The 21,223-nt window shown below is 37.5% G+C and carries 23 protein-coding genes and 1 other RNA gene; 13 read left to right on the plus strand and 11 right to left on the minus strand.

The window, feature by feature from the left end:
• Nucleotides 1-57: 57 nt before the first annotated feature.
• Nucleotides 58-642 (minus strand): nucleotide exchange factor GrpE, encoded by a 585-nt coding sequence (grpE, locus tag BTO22_RS09990; protein WP_105055334.1) that lies wholly within the window; start codon nt 640-642, stop codon nt 58-60.
• A 176-nt stretch (nt 643-818) separates the two neighbouring features.
• Between grpE and nadK the strand changes: the two genes are divergently transcribed.
• The 3 genes from nadK (at nt 819) to bamE (ending at nt 4,069) form a co-directional block, all read left to right on the plus strand.
• The gene (gene nadK, locus BTO22_RS09995; RefSeq protein WP_060991703.1) at nt 819-1,703 is read left to right on the plus strand and encodes an NAD(+) kinase; all 885 of its coding nucleotides are present in this window, start codon (nt 819-821) and stop codon (nt 1,701-1,703) included.
• 126 nt (nt 1,704-1,829) lie between these two features.
• The gene (gene recN, locus BTO22_RS10000; RefSeq protein ID WP_105055336.1) at nt 1,830-3,497 is read left to right on the plus strand and encodes a DNA repair protein RecN; all 1,668 of its coding nucleotides are present in this window, start codon (nt 1,830-1,832) and stop codon (nt 3,495-3,497) included.
• Nucleotides 3,498-3,712: 215 nt separating this feature from the next.
• A complete protein-coding gene (gene bamE / locus BTO22_RS10005; RefSeq protein WP_105055337.1) occupies nt 3,713-4,069 on the plus strand; it encodes an outer membrane protein assembly factor BamE in 357 nt (118 codons plus the stop codon).
• Between the two features lie 90 nt (nt 4,070-4,159).
• Here bamE and BTO22_RS10010 read toward each other — a convergent pair whose 3' ends face one another.
• Both BTO22_RS10010 and BTO22_RS10015 read right to left on the minus strand, forming a co-directional pair.
• Complete coding sequence (locus tag BTO22_RS10010; RefSeq protein WP_105055338.1) at nt 4,160-4,471, minus strand: RnfH family protein; 312 nt, start codon at nt 4,469-4,471, stop codon at nt 4,160-4,162.
• Nucleotides 4,458-4,895 (minus strand): SRPBCC family protein, encoded by a 438-nt coding sequence (locus BTO22_RS10015; protein ID WP_105055339.1) that lies wholly within the window; start codon nt 4,893-4,895, stop codon nt 4,458-4,460. Before BTO22_RS10015 ends, BTO22_RS10010 begins: the two co-directional genes overlap by 14 nt.
• Before the next feature lie 101 nt (nt 4,896-4,996).
• Here BTO22_RS10015 and smpB point away from each other — a divergent pair, with 101 nt between their 5' ends.
• The 3 genes from smpB to BTO22_RS10030 all read left to right on the plus strand — a co-directional run bounded on the left by smpB (nt 4,997) and on the right by BTO22_RS10030 (nt 7,351).
• Nucleotides 4,997-5,482, plus strand: coding sequence for an SsrA-binding protein SmpB (smpB, locus tag BTO22_RS10020; protein WP_060991708.1), 486 nt, complete (start codon nt 4,997-4,999; stop codon nt 5,480-5,482).
• 71 nt (nt 5,483-5,553) lie between these two features.
• Nucleotides 5,554-5,920: a transfer-messenger RNA gene (ssrA, locus tag BTO22_RS10025) on the plus strand.
• A 189-nt stretch (nt 5,921-6,109) separates the two neighbouring features.
• Nucleotides 6,110-7,351, plus strand: coding sequence for an integrase domain-containing protein (locus tag BTO22_RS10030; protein WP_105055340.1), 1,242 nt, complete (start codon nt 6,110-6,112; stop codon nt 7,349-7,351).
• Nucleotides 7,352-7,395: 44 nt separating this feature from the next.
• Here the strand turns inward: BTO22_RS10030 and BTO22_RS10035 are convergent, their stop codons facing one another.
• From BTO22_RS10035 to BTO22_RS10070, 8 genes are all read right to left on the minus strand, one after another.
• On the minus strand, nt 7,396-8,136 hold the full coding sequence (locus BTO22_RS10035) for a hypothetical protein (RefSeq protein WP_105055341.1): 741 nt from the start codon (nt 8,134-8,136) through the stop codon (nt 7,396-7,398).
• A gap of 2 nt (nt 8,137-8,138) precedes the next feature.
• The gene (locus BTO22_RS10040) at nt 8,139-9,281 is read right to left on the minus strand and encodes an AAA family ATPase (RefSeq protein ID WP_105055342.1); all 1,143 of its coding nucleotides are present in this window, start codon (nt 9,279-9,281) and stop codon (nt 8,139-8,141) included.
• A complete protein-coding gene (locus BTO22_RS10045; RefSeq protein ID WP_105055343.1) occupies nt 9,275-10,390 on the minus strand; it encodes a DUF262 domain-containing protein in 1,116 nt (371 codons plus the stop codon). The genes BTO22_RS10040 and BTO22_RS10045 overlap by 7 nt, the downstream gene beginning before the upstream one ends.
• Nucleotides 10,391-10,468: 78 nt before the next feature.
• Nucleotides 10,469-13,369, minus strand: coding sequence for a type I restriction endonuclease subunit R (locus BTO22_RS10050; RefSeq protein ID WP_105055344.1), 2,901 nt, complete (start codon nt 13,367-13,369; stop codon nt 10,469-10,471).
• Nucleotides 13,370-13,437: 68 nt separating this feature from the next.
• Nucleotides 13,438-14,685 carry a restriction endonuclease subunit S gene (locus BTO22_RS10055; protein WP_146107525.1) on the minus strand — a complete coding sequence of 416 codons (1,248 nt, stop codon included), beginning with the start codon at nt 14,683-14,685 and terminating at the stop codon, nt 13,438-13,440.
• A complete protein-coding gene (locus tag BTO22_RS10060; protein WP_105055345.1) occupies nt 14,682-16,280 on the minus strand; it encodes a type I restriction-modification system subunit M in 1,599 nt (532 codons plus the stop codon). The genes BTO22_RS10055 and BTO22_RS10060 overlap by 4 nt, the downstream gene beginning before the upstream one ends.
• A 203-nt stretch (nt 16,281-16,483) precedes the next feature.
• Nucleotides 16,484-16,939: a ribonuclease HI gene (locus BTO22_RS10065; protein ID WP_105055346.1), complete on the minus strand. Its 456-nt coding sequence runs from the start codon at nt 16,937-16,939 to the stop codon at nt 16,484-16,486.
• 97 nt (nt 16,940-17,036) lie between these two features.
• Nucleotides 17,037-17,228, minus strand: a complete 192-nt coding sequence (locus BTO22_RS10070; protein ID WP_105055347.1) for an AlpA family transcriptional regulator — start codon at nt 17,226-17,228, stop codon at nt 17,037-17,039.
• Nucleotides 17,229-17,397: 169 nt separating this feature from the next.
• Between BTO22_RS10070 and radC the strand changes: the two genes are divergently transcribed.
• The 7 genes from radC (at nt 17,398) to BTO22_RS10100 (ending at nt 21,223) form a co-directional block, all read left to right on the plus strand.
• Entirely contained in the window at nt 17,398-17,865 is a 468-nt protein-coding gene (radC, locus tag BTO22_RS10075; RefSeq protein ID WP_105055348.1) for a RadC family protein, read from the plus strand.
• Complete coding sequence (locus BTO22_RS10080; protein WP_105055349.1) at nt 17,865-18,308, plus strand: DUF2787 domain-containing protein; 444 nt, start codon at nt 17,865-17,867, stop codon at nt 18,306-18,308. Before radC ends, BTO22_RS10080 begins: the two co-directional genes overlap by 1 nt.
• A 64-nt stretch (nt 18,309-18,372) precedes the next feature.
• Nucleotides 18,373-18,840, plus strand: a complete 468-nt coding sequence (locus tag BTO22_RS10085) for a DUF2787 domain-containing protein (protein ID WP_105055350.1) — start codon at nt 18,373-18,375, stop codon at nt 18,838-18,840.
• A 90-nt stretch (nt 18,841-18,930) separates the two neighbouring features.
• Nucleotides 18,931-19,821 (plus strand): LPD25 domain-containing protein, encoded by an 891-nt coding sequence (locus tag BTO22_RS10090; protein WP_105055351.1) that lies wholly within the window; start codon nt 18,931-18,933, stop codon nt 19,819-19,821.
• A gap of 126 nt (nt 19,822-19,947) precedes the next feature.
• Nucleotides 19,948-20,118: a hypothetical protein gene (locus tag BTO22_RS19965; protein WP_181044591.1), complete on the plus strand. Its 171-nt coding sequence runs from the start codon at nt 19,948-19,950 to the stop codon at nt 20,116-20,118.
• Nucleotides 20,119-20,135: 17 nt separating this feature from the next.
• On the plus strand, nt 20,136-20,870 hold the full coding sequence (locus BTO22_RS10095) for a hypothetical protein (RefSeq protein WP_105055352.1): 735 nt from the start codon (nt 20,136-20,138) through the stop codon (nt 20,868-20,870).
• Nucleotides 20,867-21,223 (plus strand): hypothetical protein, encoded by a 357-nt coding sequence (locus tag BTO22_RS10100; RefSeq protein ID WP_105055353.1) that lies wholly within the window; start codon nt 20,867-20,869, stop codon nt 21,221-21,223. Before BTO22_RS10095 ends, BTO22_RS10100 begins: the two co-directional genes overlap by 4 nt.

A 21,223-nucleotide genomic window follows, 5' to 3' on the forward strand; every position in this document is an offset into this window, starting at 1 on the left:
AAAAAAGCGACATCACTGCTGACATCGCTTTGTTTTTATCATTTAATTAAAAAATAATTATTGAGCAACCATTACCATTGCTGGGCGCAGCACTTGCTCATTTAATGAGTAGCCTTTTTGCATCACAATCATTACCGTATTTGACTCATGGTCAGGGCTTGCTTGCATACCAATCGCTTGATGAAGTTCAGGATTAAATGCTTCGCCAACTGGATTAATCACTGTTAGACCAAACTTTTCAACCGTTGAAATAAACGTTTGTAGTGTTAATTCAACACCTTCAAGCAAGGCTTTCGCCGCTTCATTTTCTTTATCGCCATTCTCAAGAGCACGCTCTAGATTATCGATAACAGGAAGCAGTTCACCAGCAAACTTTTTCAACGCATATTTACGCGCTTTATCAATATCACCTTCAGCACGACGACGAACATTTTGCTCTTCTGCTTTAGCTCGTAAAACCGCATCTTGTTGGTCTTTAAGCTGTGCTTGGCTTGCAAGTAATGCAGCTTCTAGTTCCGCGATTTTTGCTTCTTGGTTATCTTCTGCAGATTCATTCCACTCAACATCAGCCTCTGTACCAACGGCTTCAATGTGATCTTCTACTACTGCTTCTTCGTTAACTTTGTTTTCTTCGTTGTTCATTACTGCTTCTCCAGAATGCTAATGATTAGCTATATAAAGCGATCTTAATACAAACCAAGGCATCGCTCTATAAGCAAATTAAAACTTTGTCATTATTATGGGGACTAAATAAAGCGATTCAAGCATAATAGTACTAATTGTAACATTTGTTGCCCATTTCATGACGGATGATGGATATGAAAACAGCCTTTAACGTTATCGCAATCATTGGTAAACCAAGAGACCCAAGTGCAGTAAAAACACATTTAGCTCTCTACAATTGGCTTACTGGATTAAATTACCCTGTATTGATCGATAGCCGTTTACGTGAAGCCCTACCTGATATTCCCGATGAACACTTTAATCACCTATTAAAATTAGGCGAACAAGCCGACCTTGCTATTGTTGTCGGTGGTGATGGAAATATGCTAGGTGCCGCTCGCGTTCTATCCCGTTTCGATATCTCTGTCATTGGTGTTAATAGAGGCAATCTTGGCTTTCTAACCGACCTTGATCCTGATAATTTTGAAGAGCCACTACAGGCTGTATTAAATGGTGAATTCGTCAAAGAAGAGCGTTTTTTATTAGAAGCTGAAGTTCATCGTCATGGTCAGGTTAAAAGTCACAATACCGCTTTTAACGAGGTCGTTCTTCATCCCGGTCAAGTCGCTCATATGATAGAATTTGAGGTCTATATTGATGAAAGTTTTGCTTTCTCACAACGTTCAGATGGTTTAATCATCTCAACGCCAACAGGATCTACCGCTTATTCTCTTTCTGGTGGCGGTCCCATTCTGTCACCAAACCTAAATGCAATCTCAATAGTCCCAATGTTTCCGCATACTCTTTCAAGCCGACCATTGGTTGTTGAAGGTAAGCGTCACATTAAATTATTCATCTCACCAGAAAATCGTAGTTCATTAGAAGTGAGTTGTGATGGACAAGTATCTTTACCGGTTAGTCCTGGAGATGAAGTTCATATTTTCCAAAGCCCAAGCAAGCTAAAGCTTATTCACCCTAAAGATTATAGCTACTATCATGTACTTAGAAATAAACTTGGTTGGTCAAGTAAACTCTTCTAATCTCTAAATACAGATAAAGATAAGCCACTCACAAAAAGTTAATTTAAACTTTACTGTATAAAGAAACAGTATATACTGTTTCTTTATACAGTGTTTTTAGTGTTTAAATTTCACAGAGAATGGCTTATGTTGGCACATATCAAAATTACTCATTTCGCAATTGTAAAATCATTAGAGCTTGATTTAACCAAAGGCATGACCACTATTACTGGTGAGACTGGTGCAGGTAAATCTATTGCTATTGATGCACTTGGTTTATGTTTAGGCGATCGCGCCGAAGCTTCTATGGTTCGCCAAGGAGAAGAGAAAGCAGAGATCACCGTACTCTTCACATTAGAAAATAACCTAAATGCTAAACGATGGTTAGAAGACAATGAACTCTATGATGGTAATGAGTGTATTTTACGCCGCGTAATCACCAAAGAAGGCCGTTCTCGCGGCTTTATCAATGGTAGCCCTGTTCCTGCAGCACAACTAAAAACACTAGGTCATCTACTGATCAATATTCACGGACAGCATGCTCACCATGAATTAATGAAGCCTGACTATCAACTGAATATGTTAGATCAGTATGCGGGGCATGTTTCTTTACTAAATAAAACTCGTAGCCGCTATCAAGCATGGCGCCAAGCGGATAACTCTCTTAAGCAGTTCATTAAAAATAGTCAACAAAATGAAGCTCAAAAGCAATTAATTGAATATCAAATAAAAGAATTAAACGAATTAGCTTTAGGCGAAGAAGAATTCGTACAGCTAGAAGAAGATCATAAACGCCTTTCTAATTCTGGTGAATTAGTTGATTACTGCCAACAAGCAGTATCTGTTCTATATGAAAATGATGAAGTAAATGCACTTCAATTGCTGCAATATGCGAACAATCATATCCAGCAACTTGGTCAATTAGATCCTCAACTAGCACCATTATCAGAAATGCTTAATGAAGCAATGATTCAAGTTGAAGAAGCTACTCATGAGTTAAAAAACTATTTAGATTGTATCGATGTCGATCCTGAGCAAATAGCATTTGTTGAAGAGCGTTTTAGCCGAGTAATGTCTATGGCTAAAAAACATCACGTACTTGCTGAAGAATTGTATGAACACCATCAACAATTATTAGCAGAATACGATCGTCTTGATTGCTCAGATGAAAAACGTGAGCAACGAGAGCAAGAAGTCGAAGAGCTAAAACTGCACTTTTTAGAAGCAGCCCATAAGCTCACAAAGAGCCGTCAACGTTATGCAAAAGAATTAAACAACAAAATCACCGAAAGTATGCAAACGTTAAGCATGGAAAAAGCGGTATTTGATATCCAAATAGAAAGCGATGGTGTCACTAAAATATCACCGCTTGGTATAGATACCTTATGCTTTAAAGTTTCAACAAACCCAGGTCAACCTTTGCACCCTATCGCAAAAGTAGCCTCTGGTGGTGAGTTATCTCGTATCTCATTAGCAATTCAAGTAATCACCGCTCAAAAAGTCGATACGCCAAGTTTGATTTTTGATGAAGTTGATGTGGGTATTAGTGGGCCAACCGCCGCAGTCGTTGGCAAAATGCTACGAACTCTTGGTGAATCAACCCAAGTACTTTGTGTTACCCATCTGCCTCAGGTTGCAGGTTGCGGACATAACCAATTATTTGTTGCTAAGCACACCAACTCAGGTAAAACAGAAACTCAAATACGAGCATTAAGCACAGAAGAGCGCATCGAAGAGTTAGCTCGTTTACTAGGTGGTACACAAATTACAGACCACACATTAGCGAATGCAAAAGAGTTACTAAATGCCGCTTAATTACAACAATTTACTACTGATATAACCTCAAAAAGCCAATATTGAACTCATGATATTGGTTTTTTTGTCTCCATTTCCCTTTAAAACCCACCATAGAATGCAACTAGATTCAAAATTTAGTGTCAAAACACACCAGAACACGCTTAACCTTTTTACTTATTAGGTCAGCTTGTTTATCATCTAATCATTATTTTAAAGGCTAAGCTGTACGAACTATGCAATTCAAAAAATGGATCATTGCTCTACCCCTTGCTGTTGGGCTTCTGGGTGGTTGCTCGCTATTAGAACCATTGGTGTATCGAATCGATATTGCCCAAGGTAACTACGTCGAACAGGAAGCCGTCGATAAACTGCGATTTGGAATGACAAAACAGCAGGTACAGTTTGTTATGGGTTCTCCAATGCTTGTTGAATCAGGCTACCCAAATACTTGGTACTATATTTATCTATTTACTCATGGTCATGAAGATTCAGTTCAAAAAGATCTTATTGTTCATTTTGATGACAATGGAAATTTAACCAGTCTCGACGGTGTATTTCCTATGAGTGATAATTTCTACGAAAAGATTTAATTTTCTTTTTAAAGATTCGTGTAAAATACAAAAAACCGGAGTACCTAAACGAACTCCGGTTTTTTTATTCACTTTAAAAAGCCATTTAAACTATTTCTTTCTTGCTTCTTTTTTCGCTTGCTCTGCTCGTTTTCGACGAATTTCTTTTGGATCAGCCAATAAAGGACGATAAATTTCAATACGATCTTTATCTCTAATCGTCGCATCCAGTTTTATATTTCGACTGAACACTCCTACCTTATTCACTTTGAGGTCAATATCAGAATAACGCTCTAATACACCAGATTGCCTAATGATCTCTTCTACGGTTTGTTCCGCTTTTACAGCAAGCTTAAAAACCACTTGCTCAGTTGGTAGTGCGTACACTACTTCCACGTGAATCATCTCATTAATTACTGACATAAACCTGCTTCGCTCTTTCAGTAAATGAATTCACCATATTATTGGTTAGTTCTTGAAATACTTTACCAAACGCCATTGCTACTAAAGCATTAGAAAATTCAAACTCAAGCTTCAATTCTACTTTACACGCCGTTTCATCCAACGCAATAAAGTGCCAACCACCAGTAAGAGATTTGAAAGGGCCATCGACTAAATTCATACCAATAACTTGAGAATCAACCAGCGTATTCTTTGTCGTAAATGTTTTCTTTATCCCAGCTTTAGCTACATCAACAGATGCAACCATTGCCCCTTCTGTTTGCTCGATAATCTTTGAGCCAGAGCACCCTGGTAAAAATCGAGGGTATGAAGCAACATCATTGACTAAATCGTACATCTGCTTTGCGCTAAACGGCACTAATGCAGATCGGCTAACCTGTGGCATAAATTATCCTTTACATTATAGAGGTAAGCATCATACCATCTTGATGTTAAGAGCCAAACTACTTCCCCAACTCTCAATTAATAACGTATAATGTGGGCATTATGGCAAAGAAAAAATCTAAAGATAAAGCGGGCAGTAATACCATTGCTATGAACAAGCAAGCTCGCCACGAATATTTCATTGAAGATGAAATCGAAGCTGGGGTTGAACTCCAAGGCTGGGAAGTTAAATCTCTTCGTTCTGGTAAAGTTAATATCGCGGAAAGCTATGTTTACGTTCGCGATGGCGAAATTTTCATTAGTGGTATGAACATCACACCACTACAAGCTGCATCGACTCATGTTGTAGCGAATCCAACTCGTATTCGTAAATTACTAATGAGCCGTAAAGAAATTGATAATCTCATCGGTCGTGTAAACCGTGAGGGTATGACGCTTGTTGCTACAACAATGTACTGGGTTCGCTCTTGGGCGAAAATAAAAGTTGGCGTAGCAAAAGGTAAAAAACTGCACGATAAACGTACAGATTCAAAAGAAAAAGACTGGAACAGAGATAAAGCACGAATTATGAAGAGTAGTTTGCGTTAATTTCAACCAGTTAGATGGATTCTAGCTAGACAGACGCTGTTTTTCTGTTAGTATCATCTGGTAACAACTTTGGGGCTGATTCAGGATTCGACGGGAATTTTGAAACCCGAGGAGCATGTCGTGGGGCGGTTGGCCACGTAAAAAGCCGCAAAAAAATAGTCGCAAACGACGAAAACTACGCACTAGCAGCTTAATAACCTGCTCAGAGCTCTCCTGCCCTAGCTTCCGTTTGTAAGACGGGGAATAACAGGGGATCAAACCCAAACGAACTAGAATGGATTCTCCCACCTGAGAGATGAAGTTCGAATTATAATTCAGGTTAGCCATAAGATAGCGTGTCGGTTCGCAGTTTTACGGTGAAATTAAAGATCGACTAAACATGTAGCGCCAACGGTGAACGGTTCTCGGACGGGGGTTCAAATCCCCCCAGCTCCACCAAATACACATTTAAAGACGTCCTAGGGCGTCTTTTTTTGTATCTAAACAAACAGAAAATCAATAACTTACGTTGTATTACATCATTTTAGCGTCCAATAACATCCAGTTACTTCCATCATTTCATGTATTCCTTTATGTATTCCAAGTCTATAATAGAGATCTGTGGAATACATAATTGAGGGATTGACCATGGCATTAAAGACAACTCGCTTAAATAATAAACAAATTGATAATGCAAAAGAACGAGAGAAAGATTATGTCCTCTCTGATGGTGAAGGTCTTCAATTACGAATTCGTACTAACGGTTCTAAACTATGGAACTTCAACTACATTCATCCTCAAACTAAAAAACGATTGAATATGGGGCTAGGTTCTTACCCTTCACTTAGTCTTGCGAATGCCAGAAAGCTAACAGTGTCAGCAAGAGAGTTAGTTGCTCAAGGGATAGATCCTAAAGAACATCGTGATGAGAAAAAACACCAAGATCAGATAATCCATGAACATACTTTTTTCAATGTTGCTACTGAATGGTTTGAGCGTAAAAAAGATGACATCACTGTAGATTATGCTCAAGACGTATGGAGATCTTTAGAGCTACACATATTCCCTATACTTAAAAGTACACCTGTATCTCAAATTACAGCACCAATGATTATTGAATTACTTCGACCAATTGAAGCGAAAGGAAGTTTAGAAACAGTTAAACGACTGACTCAACGACTAAATGAGATCATGACCTATTCAGTAAACTGTGGGCTTATTCATGCTAACCCTCTTGCTGGGATTAAAGCTGCTTTTAAGAAACCCAAAAAAGAAAACATGGCAGCTCTTAAGCCTGATGAGTTACCAGAACTTATGATAGCCATTGCTAATGCTTCAATTAAGCGTACTACTCGTTGTTTAATTGAATGGCAACTTCATACTATGACTCGACCATCAGAAGCGGCTGGAACACGTTGGGAAGAAATAGATTTAGAGAAAGGAATTTGGACAATTCCACCAGAGAGAATGAAAAAGCGTAGAGAACATCGTATACCTTTAACTGCTCAAGCTCTTTCTTTACTTGAAGTAATGAAGCCTATTAGTGCTCATAGAGAGTTTGTATTCCCTTCAGATAGAGCACCATTAAAATCATCAAATAGCCAAACTGCTAATATGGCATTAAAACGCATGGGATTTACTGGTAGATTAGTAAGTCATGGATTACGCTCAGTAGCCAGTACTACATTAAATGAACAAGGCTTTGAATCAGACCTAATTGAAGCAGCTCTTGCTCACGTAGATGACAGTCAAGTACGTGCGGCTTATAACCGTACTGATTATCTTGAGCGAAGAATACCGATGATGAAGTGGTGGAGTGGACATATTGAGGAAGCAGCGCTAGGTAGCCTCTCTATATCTGGGAGAAAAAATTTTAAAATTATAGCCTAAAATAGATAAGATAAAGCTCGCTTGAGCTTTATCTTATTAAAAATTTATTCAATAACTCGGCAAACACATGTTATTTCTTTAGGATTATTTTTCCAAATATGATCGAACCCACTAGAGATCATAAGCTCAACAGTTCCTTCCGGAGACTCAATTTTGAGATACCTATCATGGCTTCCTTTATATAACTCACATTGTTCAACAGTCCAATCATTATAAATTCCAGAAACAAATGTTTGAGTTATTTTTGAACTGTTTTTTTCACCTATGATATTCTCTGGTGTTTCAACATATTTAATTTTCAACTTATGCCTAGGCAAAATCATAGTAAACAATCGTTGTGTATTATCCCAGTTATTTGCAAAATAATTATCACAAATAGTTACTGTATTTGCTGTAGAACATAGCATTTGTAAATAACCAATTAAATTTGTACGGTCATCAGTTGCTAATAAGTTTATAATTAATTCATTTTTTATCATTCCTGTTTTAAAATTAACATAAGGAAGACTTGGATTAGATTCTTCCGTTAATATAATTTTCAGAATAGTTTTAGATGCTAATCTTTCTAGATCATCGTCTTTATCTGATAAATTAGCTAATTGTGACAATACTCGTTGATAGTCTACAACATTCAAACCTAATGTTTTGGCTTCTACCCATTGTTTTTTGTTTGTTTTATAGGGCAAAGATATCCGTTTCATTAATCTTTTATATTTCTTAGGATTAGACGCTGGCATTTCATATAAAATAAGCAATGATGACGTAAGTACCATTCTTCCTGACATAGTTACCTCATTTCCATCAGTTCAGATAACGTTGCATCGAAGAAACCTTCTGGAAAGCTTACAATTTTATTATTTTCGTTATTAAAATCACCGTTTTCATCAATCATTAACGTTTGAAATTTTTCTCTTAAATTACTTTTATAATGGATTACAACTTCCCCGTCCGATATACAGTCATCATAGACTTGATAAGCAATTTTATTTATTAAATGCTCACTATGTGTTTCGACAATAAGCTGAATACCATTCTTTGCAATAAAACTAAAGAATATACCTAATTGAGCTTGAGCCTTTGGATGTAAATGTATTTCAGGGTTTTCAATAATAATTAAGTCATCTTTTTTTGCAGTTAAGCAAAGAATTATAATTTTAGCAACATAACTCATTCCTGCACCTAAATTTGATGCCGTAATGCCTTCTAATCCATCAGTATCAAATGTAACTTTTACTTGCGACGAATTTATTCTCTCTGTTTTTAATTCTGATACAGTATTTGTTATTTTACTTAACCATTTACCAACCTGATAACTAATTGTTTTAGAACCATTCGTTTCCGTAAAATAAACTAATTCATCAACAAGTGATCTAACTTTTATTTCATCAAAATACCCAAATAAATATTCAGCATTAGGTCCAACTTTCATACTACTAACAGGAGCTATATCTTGGGGGCCAATACGGTTAGCACTCAAATAAAATAATTCATTTACTTTATTTTCTTCTTGTTTTTCATAAAGATAACATTCTGGAGGTGTTGACATATCAAAGTCACCACTTGCGATTCTATGTAACATTTTTTCTGTCGGAGTAACTTTCCCTCTAAATCTAAAAATACCTTTATCTTCTTCTGATACAGACAAACCTAACTCTTTAATATTTTCATTATTACTTATAGGTAATGTTATATTAATATTATCTGTATTATTAAAACGGTTTCTAACCTCTCTAACATTTGAGTACGATCTTGTCACATCTTCCAACGAATATCTATTCGGCATTATAGAAAATCGAAATAATAATAATAATGCTTGAATCACCGTTGACTTACCAGAAGAGTTAACTCCCGTTAATATTGTTAATGAGCATATTTTTAGACTCTCTTTTTCTATACTTTTAAAACCGTCAATATCAATTACTTTCAACATAAATCAACCTTTTTAGCTATTTCAAATGCAATATGAAAACGTAAATCTACTGAATTTTTTGAATCTATACTTCCAGTAAATATATTTTCACCATCAATCCGTTCTTTATAATCATTGGTGATTTTAATTGCACAATCAAAATCAATATTTAATTTATTTATTATAGAAAATGCAAAGGTCAGCATTTCAAAAAGCCCCATATTTACAGGTCTAAGATTACCCGTATTTTTAGGGTTAAATCTAAATGCATTCCCCTCAAATATTTCATATATGCACTTCATTGAAGATATAAATATACCTTTAATCTCTTCTAACAAATCATCTGAAGCCTTACTATTAATAAAGCGCATGATCAATGCTAAGAAAGCATCTATATCTGAGTGATATTCGATATCATTTAATTTACCCATCTTCAAAAGATAAAAACCAATAAACCTCAGCACCAAATAGCGGTCTTTCATTCTTATAGGGTTGACTCCACCACCCGTTGCTAATTTAAATTCTTTTGTGTTCACTAAGTATTCTAATAACCCCGTAACCTTACCTTGATATAAAGCATGCCTTAGCTCCTGCTTATTTCGTTGATGGCCACCTCTATTTATTCTCTCAAATATAATAAACTTAACAATTTCAGGTGTAGGCGGTTGAATAATATATACATTTAAAATGTAATCTTCGAATTTTGCTTGCAGATGTCTAGGCATATCATTAAATGTCATACCATTTAATTCAGGAAATAACGTTAAACCTTTTAGAGTCATAGAACCCGAATAATATCTTTCAATAGCTGTAATACGATTTAGCCCATCAATAACTTGTCGTTGACCCTCTTCATTTTCAAATAAATATATTATTGGTATAGGAATACTAAGTACAATTGATTCAATAAATTCAGAGCAATCATTATCACTCCAAATAAAAAAACCCTGAAAATCAGGTTGTGATATGATTCTTTTTCTCTGTATCTTATGTATCAAATCAAAGATAGGCATTGACTCTTTGGATGTTCGTATCTGCGTGTCCATATTTACATGGTTAGGCATATCAGTAAGCTCAAGTGTATCTTGCCCCTCAAACTCAATGCTCTTTTTATCTAAATTATCAGTCATACACTATCTTCAATCATTTATTTATATTAAGTTTATCAGATTTTTAAACTTAGCAAGTAGTAACAAATTTCATAGTTCCTAAAACCCACCAATAAATGTATCGACAAAACCTTTAAACTTCTCAGTTAAACGCCCTACAATCTTTTTACGTTGCAGTATGGTTGGCTTACTCTCAAGCGTTGCTACAAAATCATCACGCAATGGCATAACTTCACTCGTTTCATACCGACTAACTAAGCTCTCTAACTTACCTTGATTAAGCTTTTCTTCTATTGCCATTTTCTCTAGGGCGAGACGCTTTTCTTTTTCCCAAAAGAACTCAAACTCTTCTTCGACGTTCACTTGAGCTGGTATGCCATCAAGGTGCTCATTCATGAATCGTTCAATCAGTTCTTTCTTACTTAATAACGTTGGGTCGGTACTCACTAAATTAGCAATGACTTGACGTTTTTTCACTTTAGCTTCTTCACTGTCTTCACCATGCAATTCACGCAATAGATGAAGAATATAAGCCACATTGATTTCATCACGGTGCAGTAGTTCTAACTCAAAATCCACATCATCTAAAATAGAGACTTTTTCTTTGGTTGAGCCTTCACGGATTTGACGGCTTAAATCAGCGTACTTACTGGTGAAATCTTGGAACTCTTGCTCATCCATCCCTGTTGAGGCTATATCAAAATCAGCAAAGTTACTCAGCATGTTTTTAAGCTGCATCAGTTTACGAAATTGAAGCACAAACAGCTTTTGTGCATCTTCATCAGGTAAATCATCCACCGAATCAGGGGTTGGGGTTATTACCATTAATGCCCCATACGCTTTATCAAAATCAGCTAATAGCTCATTGTAGGCTGGTGTCTCTATCACCTCTTTAGGTTGCTTATTAGAGAACAGCGTAAATGCCTCATCAGCGGCTTTTTTCAGGTTACGGAAGCACACGATGTTACCGTGGGATTTCTTCTCATCTAGCAAACGATTAGGCCGTGAGAACGCTTGAATTAATCCATGATGTTTGAGGTTCTTATCGACATAAAGTGTATTAAGGCACTTCGCATCAAAGCCTGTTAAAAACATATTCACCACAAGAAGAATATCAATCTCTTTATCTTTCACTCGTTGAGACAAATTTTTGTAATACTTATCGAACGACTGATAATCCTTGGTGGTATAGCTTGAGCCAAACATCGCATTATAATCCGCCATGAATGCTTCTAGCTTATCCCGACTGTGTAGTTTTACTGCATCCGTATTATTTAAGTACTTCGCTGCGGCTTCTTTAATTTCTACTGCATCAGAGCCACCTAATTCATACTCTTCTTCTTCGTTGGCCTCATAACTAAAAATCGTCGCTATTTTTAGTGTATGTTTACCTTCTGCTTTTTTCTTAGCAAACAATTCATAGTACTGAATTAGCTCAGGGATACCCGATACACACAACATGGCGTTGTAAGCGCGGCTGTGAGTCTTGCGATTATGATTGGCAATGATGTAATCGGTTATCTTATCTAGACGCTCTGGTGACGATAACAACTCTTTGGTATCAATGTCTTCCACATCAATATCTAAGGTATTTTTAGAGCCTGTTTTATATTGATAGCGACCAACGTATTCAATCGCAAACTTCAATACGTTTTGGTCACGGATAGCATCAACAATCACATAAGCATGTAGACGCTCATCAAATAAGTCTTTAGTGGTTTTCTTAACTGAGTTCTTAGCTACTGCATTTTCAGCAAAGATAGGCGTACCAGTAAAACCAAATAATTGAGCACCTTTGAAGAACTCAATCAAACTCTTATGGGTATCACCAAATTGACTGCGGTGACATTCATCAAAAATAAATACAATGCGCTTATCTTTTAATGACTCCATCTCTTTTAAATAACGAGACTTAGATATCACACTGTTGAGCTTTTGCAGTGTAGTGACGATTAATTTTGAATTGCGGTACTCATTAATTTTTTTGCCTTTAAGTGGCTTATCAATGAACTGATGAAACAGCATATTGGTGTTTTCAGTACTGTCTACACACCCTTTAGAAAAGGCATTAAATTCTAAAGCGGTTTGATAATCTAAATCTTTTCTGTCCACCACAAACACAACTTTATCTACTCTGGAAAGTGTTGTCATGATTTGCGCGGCTTTGAATGAGGTTAAGGTCTTCCCTGAACCTGTGGTATGCCAGATATACCCATTCTTAGTGGTGTTGTTAACTTGGTTGACTATCGCCTCTACTGCATAGAACTGATAAGGGCGCAATACCATTAGGCATTTTTCAGTTTCATTCAGCACAATGTATTTGCTTAACATTGCGGTTAAATGATCAGGCTGTAAAAACACCTTACTGAAATCAAACAACTGACTAATACGTTTATTGGTTACGTCTGTCCAATCAAAGGTTTGTTTGGCTGACATATCACTGTTATTAGCGAAGTACTGAGTATTAACTCCATTAGAGATAACGAACAACTGAATGAAATTAAATAAACCATGGTTAGAATGATAAGAATGTTTTTGATAACGCTTTACTTGGTTAAAAGCTTCTTTAAGTTCAATACCACGACGCTTTAGTTCGATTTGAACTAACGGCAAGCCATTCACTAAAATAGTCACATCATAGCGATTAGTGTAGATACCTTTAACTGTAATTTGTTGTGCTACTTGGTAAACATTCTTTTGTGCTGATGGATCGATATTTTCAAAGAGTAACGTCAAATGACGGCTATCACCATTATCTAACGTGATATCTAATTGGTCACGCAGTGTTTTGGCTTTAGTGAAGATATTCCCCTTCTCTAACTTGCCTAACACTTGAGTAAACTCACGCTCTGATAAAGTGCAATTATTAACCTTTTCAAGCTGCGTTTTTAAGTTAGCTTCAAGGGCGGTATTATCAGCTAATGTTACCACCTCAAACCCTTGCGTACTCAATTGGACAATTAACTTGTCTTCTAATTGTTGTTCACTTTGATAAGCCATTTGACGTTATTCTCTATAGTAAGGGCAAGCCATCAAGCTCACCCTTTAGTTACTTTTATTGTGTAGCCCTACACAAACATCTGCTGTAATAAGCCTTTTTTAAATAGCTTGGTTTGCTCTACTTGTTGCTCTACTGCGTCTATCTTCTTGTCGATAGATTTTAGGAGTTGAGCAATTTTTTGTTGTTCTTTAAGGCAAGGTATAGACATCTTAATATCATCAAAAAACTCTTTTACACTGACATTAAGTAAGCCATGATTTCTAGCACCTTCTTGTGCAATTTTAGCTATCTCGCTATTAAGCAAACCACCATTAAAGAATTGCTCAAAAAAGAACTCGCAATGATTAGCCTTTGGGCGAAAACAAATATACAACGTAGATACCACACCACTATCGTATTTATTCAGTGGTTTAATCGCCCCCATTGGATAACCTTTTGAATAACTTTTATTGTAAGCAAAATCTCCCCTCTCTAGTAAGTAATAGCCTGTTACGTCTTTTGCTGAAACTGACTTATTAAAATACTCAAGTTGGCTAACTAAACCTTGCTGGGCTGAAATGGTTAATACGTTTAAATTATTATCTTTATTCTTAGTCGTTTTACGATTAAATACATCAGCAAATTGCTTTTCTTCCCATTCAGGAAACGCTTTCCCATCTTCATCTTTAAAGCGAAGCTGCTGACTGAATATCTGCTGCATTACACCTTTTTTGTATTCTTTTAAAAGACGATGCTTTTCTGTTAGTTGACTGATTCTGCTATCAACTGACGTTAGGAAAGAGGCTATTTTTTGTTGTTCTTCTATTGAGGGGATTTCAACAAGAATATCAGAAATATCACTTTGACCAATAGTAGTCATAGTGCTTTGCTTACCTCTTGAAATAAACCGTTTTCTTAACGTCCATGTTTTAAATTTAGCTGACAAATAATAGGGAACTACTAAATTTAGGTCTGGACTCATCTTCATTAAGTGTCCATCAAACGTTATATCATCATCATTTGATAAATTAACATTTGAGTAAGCAATACCACTAGGCACAATTGAAGAACGGGTAAAAAATATATCTCCGTATTTAACCTGATTTCGTTTAAATTCAGGCTCTCCAATATTTAACAGAGTTAGATTTTTAATATCAACTTGGTCACCAACATACATATCTTTAACATTAATTAACTTATAACCACTTCCCACTAATTTCGCGTCATTAAATACTCCATTGGATAAATTATTTTCAGCTAGTTGAATTAACGAAAATGACATTAATGACTTATTAAACTCATTAAATCGTAAGCGAGGTGTTAATACCTGACTCATCCCTTCACCTCAAACGGTGCGTCAATACCCAACTCAGCACAAAAATCAGCTATGGTTTTATCTGTCTCTAGCATGGTTTTATCGTTGTCAACTAACTGTTTGGCTACTGCGGCTAAATCAACAAGTTCCTCTTCTTCAAAGGTATCGACATAACGAGGAATGTTAAGGTTATAATCGTTCTCTTTTAATTCAGCTTGTGTTGCAATATGAGCAAATTTCTTTAACTCTTCTTCTGATAAGTTTTCACGCTTCGTCACTACATTTAAAATGCGTTCTAAATCCGACTCACGAATAACGTTATTGTTTGTGCCTTTCTCAAAGTGATTACTCGCATCAATAAACAACACATTATCATCTTGCTTACGGTTCTTTTTAAGCACCAATACACAGGTAGGGATAGACGTACCAAAGAAGATATTCGCTGGTAGACCAATCACCATATCTAGGTAGTTCTTCTCAGCAATTAAATGCTTACGGATATGCCCTTCTGCTGCCCCTCGAAATAACACACCATGAGGCAATACCACCGCCATTGTGCCGTTGTCATCCAATTGATTAATCATGTGCTGAACAAAAGCAAAATCCGCTTTGCCTTTAGGGGCTAACTTGCCGTAATCAGCAAAACGCACGTTGTTTAAATGCAATGGATTTGCTGACCAATCCGCAGAGAATGGAGGGTTGGCAACAACCGCATCAAAACGCTCATCAATGTGTAATGGCATTTCTAATGTATCGTCGTTTTGAATATCAAAACGGTTGTAATGAACATCGTGCATGATCATATTCATACGAGCTAAGTTGTAGGTACTTGGGTTTTGCTCTTGTCCGTAAAATTTCAAATCTGCGTTGTTGGCTTCTTTCGCTACACGTAAAAGCAATGAGCCTGAGCCACATGTAGGATCATATACTGATTTAATATTAGCGTTATTAAGTGTGACTAATTTTGCGAGTAACTTAGACACCATTTGAGGAGTGTAGAACTCCCCTGCTTTTTTACCTGCACCACTAGCAAACATACCAATCAGGTATTCATACGCATCACCTAGAATATCAATTTCACTGCTTTCTAAGTGGAAATCAATATTGTCTAAATGCTTGAGTACTTGAGAGATAAGCTTGTTACGTGCATCAGGGGTTTTACCTAACTTGTTTGAAGTTAAATCCAAATCATCAAACAAGCCGTTAAAATCTTCGGCACTGTCTGCGCCCATGGTGCTATTTTCAATATTGTTCAGTACTTGGGTAACATCATCAAGAATAAACTCACCGTCTTCACCTGCCTTAGCGATAACGTGGAATAACTCAGACGGTGTAAAGAAATAACCAAGTTTATCTAACGCTTCTTCTTTTACGGCTTCTAAGATTTCTTTACCATCTTCTGTGGTGGCATTCACATTCGCAAAAATAACGCCATCTTCTGACAATATTTCATCTGCGTATTTGTTGAGTTTGTCTGATAGGTATTTGTAGAAGATTAAACCGAGAATGTAATCACGAAAATCATCTGCTGACATATTGCCACGTAAGGTATTGGCAATATTCCAAAGCTGTTTTTTCAGCTCTTGCTGATGTTGTTGTACGTTGGTTTCTGTCATGAGATTTAAGGCTCTTTAATGATAACTCGATGCAATGAATGCTCATTGCTAAATAATGCCGAGATTCTACCAATAAGTAGCCCTTTATAGCTAATGTTCTTCTGTTACGTTGCCGAGGGTTTCGCAATGGCGATAATAAATAAACGACACACACATAAAGGCATGGTTCTTTATTGGTGTCGTTTATCTGTATTGCTTTTTATCTATTCATCATCACTACATGCCGCCATTGATGCTAAATAATCCGCTTCTTCATTTCCTTCAATGCCACTGTGCGCTCTCACCTTAACCACCTCTACATACTTCTCGCTACGCAGTTCATCTACTTGTTGCCATAAATGACGATAAGCTACTGGCTTTTTATTTGCTTTGCGCCATCCCTTTGCTTTCCAACCATCAAGCCATTCGTTGTAACCCTTTACGCAGAATTCACTGTCCGAATAAATGACATCACCATCAGCGGCATATTCTAACCCTTCGACTAATGCCATAAGTTCTAGCTCTGCATTATCCGTTGCTCTATTGACTGTGATTGAGTATGAATCGATTAACTCATTATCTTCATCGTATACCGCAATACCGATACCGCCTTTCATGCAACCACCTTGATTGTTTGGTGCTGCGCCATCGACGTAAATTGAGTAAGTATTTGTGCTCATGGGGTTATTCCTTATTTGGATTTGCTGGCCTTAGTAGTAGACCAGCCTTAATTGTTTTTTTATGTGGTGTGGTGGATTAGTTCTTGGGGAGGGTTGCTTAGGCTTGTTTCTCATCACGCTGACTTAGGCGTTCGTGCATCCATTCTTCAACTTCGCTTTCTACCCATGCTACGGCTCTATCGCCTAACGACACACTTTTAGGAAATCGATTCTCTTCCATGAATTTGTAAATGCTTGAACGGCCTAGTGCAGTAAGTGTCATGACTTCTTTTAGTTTTAAAAAACGCATGATGGTTATCCTTTGAGTTATAAGTTCAAAAGATTCCTCTCCAAAATACTTTTTTATTTTGGGTACGCTTCCCCTATATCTCCTGCCTCTATCCACCACGTTTCCAAATAATTTCAATCACATATTACCTCCTTGTATATACCTATCTATTCTTTCAAGGAGTTCCATTATGCATTCAACCGATTACGTCACTACTGCCCCTATGACGGCCTTACAAGTCTTTGAGAAAGCCGCTGAGTTACTTGAACACCAATACAAGCGTGAGCAGTCATTCACTAACCCTGAGCACACCAAACACTACCTATCCATGAAATTAGGCCACCAAGAGCGTGAAGTGTTTGCAGTACTGTTTTTGGATAACCAACATCAACTCATTAGTTATCAAGAGCTGTTCTATGGGACGGTGGATTCAGCCAGCGTATATCCTCGTGAAGTTGCAAAGGCGGCATTACAAGCCAATGCCGCTGCGGTGATATTTGCGCACAACCACCCTTCAGGTATTGCTGAGCCATCAGAGAGCGACAAACGCATTACCTCTAAATTAGTGGATGCATTAAATCTGCTAGATATACGAGTACTTGACCATGTGGTGGTTGGCTCACCTTGTGTCTCTTTTGCAGAGCGAGGGCTTATCTAATGAAAAGAGAATTAATCGTTCACGGTAAAGATTTAGCCTTACCGAAAAACCTACATCGTCATCTTGAAGTCGTACTTGATAGCTTTTCTCTTCGTACTGACATCAATCGACTTTCTGTGAACTTTAGAGACACCAGCTATTACCATCGACGAGAAGGATTACACCCTGTAGAAATGCGCTTTGAGCGAGACAAAGATAATCGTCATATTTGGAAGTTGGTGTTTATTACCAGCTTTTCTTATCCCGATGAACACAGCCTAAACGTTGCACCTGAGCTGTATTTTAACTTTAAGCGTGGTTGGTTCTATCAACCTGACATTCAAGGCTGTGAGCTTGCAAGGCCGCAAGTCATCGACCTATTTACTTCATGGGCACTCGCCTTTTGTCGTCAACTCAGAAATCAACATTTCGATGATATCTCAGCTAACGAGATACGCACTTAATCCCATTCAACCTTAATTTGTTTCACCAATCCATTATCTTATTTCAATCATAGGAGGACACACCGTGTCTGAATTACAAACCATTATTACCACTACAAATCTTATTCCTACGCTGTTACCAGTATCAAGCAAGCTGAACCAGTGCCTTGTTGATGCACTTAATCAACGCCCTGAATTGCATTCTGGTTTAGAGAAAGAAAACAGTGTCATCTTCAACTTTCGAGATAAAAACTACAGTGCTGAAAACGGTGGCTTTCATCCTGTTGAGATTGCTTTAACCAAAGAAGCCGATAATACATGGCGATACGCCTACATCACTGACTTTGCTTTTGTAGGCAATCACTATCCTGAGTTAGCTAAAGAATTAGATTTTGATTTTCTTAGTGGTGAATGGTTTGCCAGCTACTTAGGGGATTATTCATCCATTAAAAACAATGCGAATGCCGCTGAACTATACCGCTTATGGGAGCATAACTTTCTAGCTTATGCCTCTATGGGGATGTATGACGAAATAGAAATCAACGTATCTTAATCACCTTCCTTTCACTTCAATATCACACACATCATGCCGCAGCCTTTTGGTTGCGGTTTTTTTATGCCTAAAAATCAGGACAACTCACTCATGAATAAACAAATAACACCTACCCTTAATCCCTTCTCTGCCTTAGTCAATTGGTCTGAATCCAATGAGTTCAATGAAGGCCAGTTGTATGACTTTATGGACTTTGAACGTAAAGCATTAGACGTAGCTAAACAAAACCCATTAGGCGGTTACGATAAAACTAATGTAACGGTGACGTTTGAAAATGGGGATGAGCACCAATGCCGATTGGATTTAGGTTGTGGTGGCAATGACGTAGGCTTTGCTGACCACTGCCTTAATACCCTTGAATACCATGAAAAATATCAGCTCGATGCGGATAAGCCGTGGTTACGTAATGATGCTAATCATCAACAATTAATCACACTCATTAGAACCTATCGCTTTGATATCGAGTTTGTAACTGACGCTCGAATTCAAACCATCAAAGCCACTGAACTTGCCAAGCAACAAGAGCGAGATAAAGAGCAAGCCAAACGTGAGCAAGAAGAAAAAGGATGGCAAGCCCACCAAGCCAATGAAAAGGTATTTCAAGCGGCTCTAGTGATCCCAGAATGGGCGAAAGGCGTGATCGTAGCTACTTACACCGAATACGATAAAGAACGCAGTGAGCCGTATTCAGGAGAGCATCATACTAAAACCCTTCAAACTATTATTTTAGCGTGGTCTACCCATACCAGACGATTATTTCCAGAATTGCGTAAAGCCTGTTTGAATTACCCTGATACGGTATTTCTAAACGACAAAGCGCAAAGCTGTGAGCACCGTAATAACTACGGCATAGGGCAAGGCTCAGGCTTAACGGATGTGGATTATCTTTATCATGGTTGGTGCGTGGAGAAAATCACCTTTGGAACGTCTCGCAGTAAATCACAGTACGTGCCATTGGGAGAGATGAGTATTCCTGAATGAAACGCATAAAAACAATGAGGAGGCTAAACGGCCTCCTTTCTAATTTTATCGATTAAAACCGCATTGGACGCTTGATGCCCAATGGCTATTTACACTCTAGGGAAAGTCATTATTTGAGTCATCACTATGCCAGCCATCAATCGAAACACTATCCAAACCAAACTCATCCATGAGCTATTTGAATTAATAAAAACCAGCACATCGACACAAACCAAAGAAATTGCTACGGATGAACTACTCAGACGTGACTACACCCTTGATGACATTACCCTCATTGCTAATTCAGATAATCAGTAATCACTGAGCATTTACCCATGACGAAACAAACACGCTTTAGTACTCAAGAGCACTTGTCTGTTGTGTTTGAGATATATCAGCTCGTTCCTCATCACTTTAAGACCACCACCAGAGAGATTAGAAACCAATTAATCGAAAGGGACATACATCGTGATACACGCACCATACAGCGCAATCTCAACGTATTGGTAGAACTTAATTTAATTGAGAAAGATGACCGCAGCAAACCTTATGGTTATCAAAACAGATTGCACCACCACGCCATACCACCAAGAGACGCACTTATCTTTCAGTTAGCGAATGAGCATTTCATTCACCTAACACCAGCAAGTCTTTTAAAAGCATTACAAAACCGATTTGAAGACGCTCGACGCTCTCTGTCTTCAATAGCGAGTACCACTAAGGAAAGACAATGGCTTAAAAAGATAAGCAGTCAATTACCACACCAAACCCATGAGGAGAACTTTCAAAAAATAAACACGGCTCTTTATCACAATCACTGGCTTACCTTACATCTGCATGAAACCGCAGCCTTGTATGTCATGCCGCTAGGGTTAATTCACCACCACTCACAAATTGAATTAGTCATAGGGCAATACATCAATAAGCAATTAGAAACTCAAGTCATAGCGATTGAACACATCAATACCGTGAGCGTATCAACGTTCACCTTTGAATATCCATCCACCTTCAATGTGAAAACGCATTGGAAAAATAATATAACCAATACCATTAAGGAAGAAACACCATGAAAAAGACACTTATCACACTGGCATTAATCGCAAGCACCTTTACGACTCAAGCATTGGCTGAGTCTGCTCCAATGGATATTTCAGTAGAAACCTTTCCAGCTCAACACAACATTAAGGTAACGGCTCTTGCTAATAATCTAAAGGTGACTGGCATTGTAATGAACCGTGGTAATTGTGATGTGAAGCTGGCTCAAACACGCTTACAACTAATCCAAAACAAACCACGCCCACGTTACCCTGTTTCTCTAAACTATGGACAAAGTACCATTGCTTACGCATTAACGTATAATTGTGATGTTCGTGAAATTACCGTTCAAAGTAATCAAGGTGATTGGACGTGGACATTCAACTAA

Source organism: Aliivibrio sifiae (genome assembly GCF_002954705.1).
Taxonomy (GTDB): Bacteria; Pseudomonadota; Gammaproteobacteria; order Enterobacterales; family Vibrionaceae; genus Aliivibrio; species Aliivibrio sifiae_A.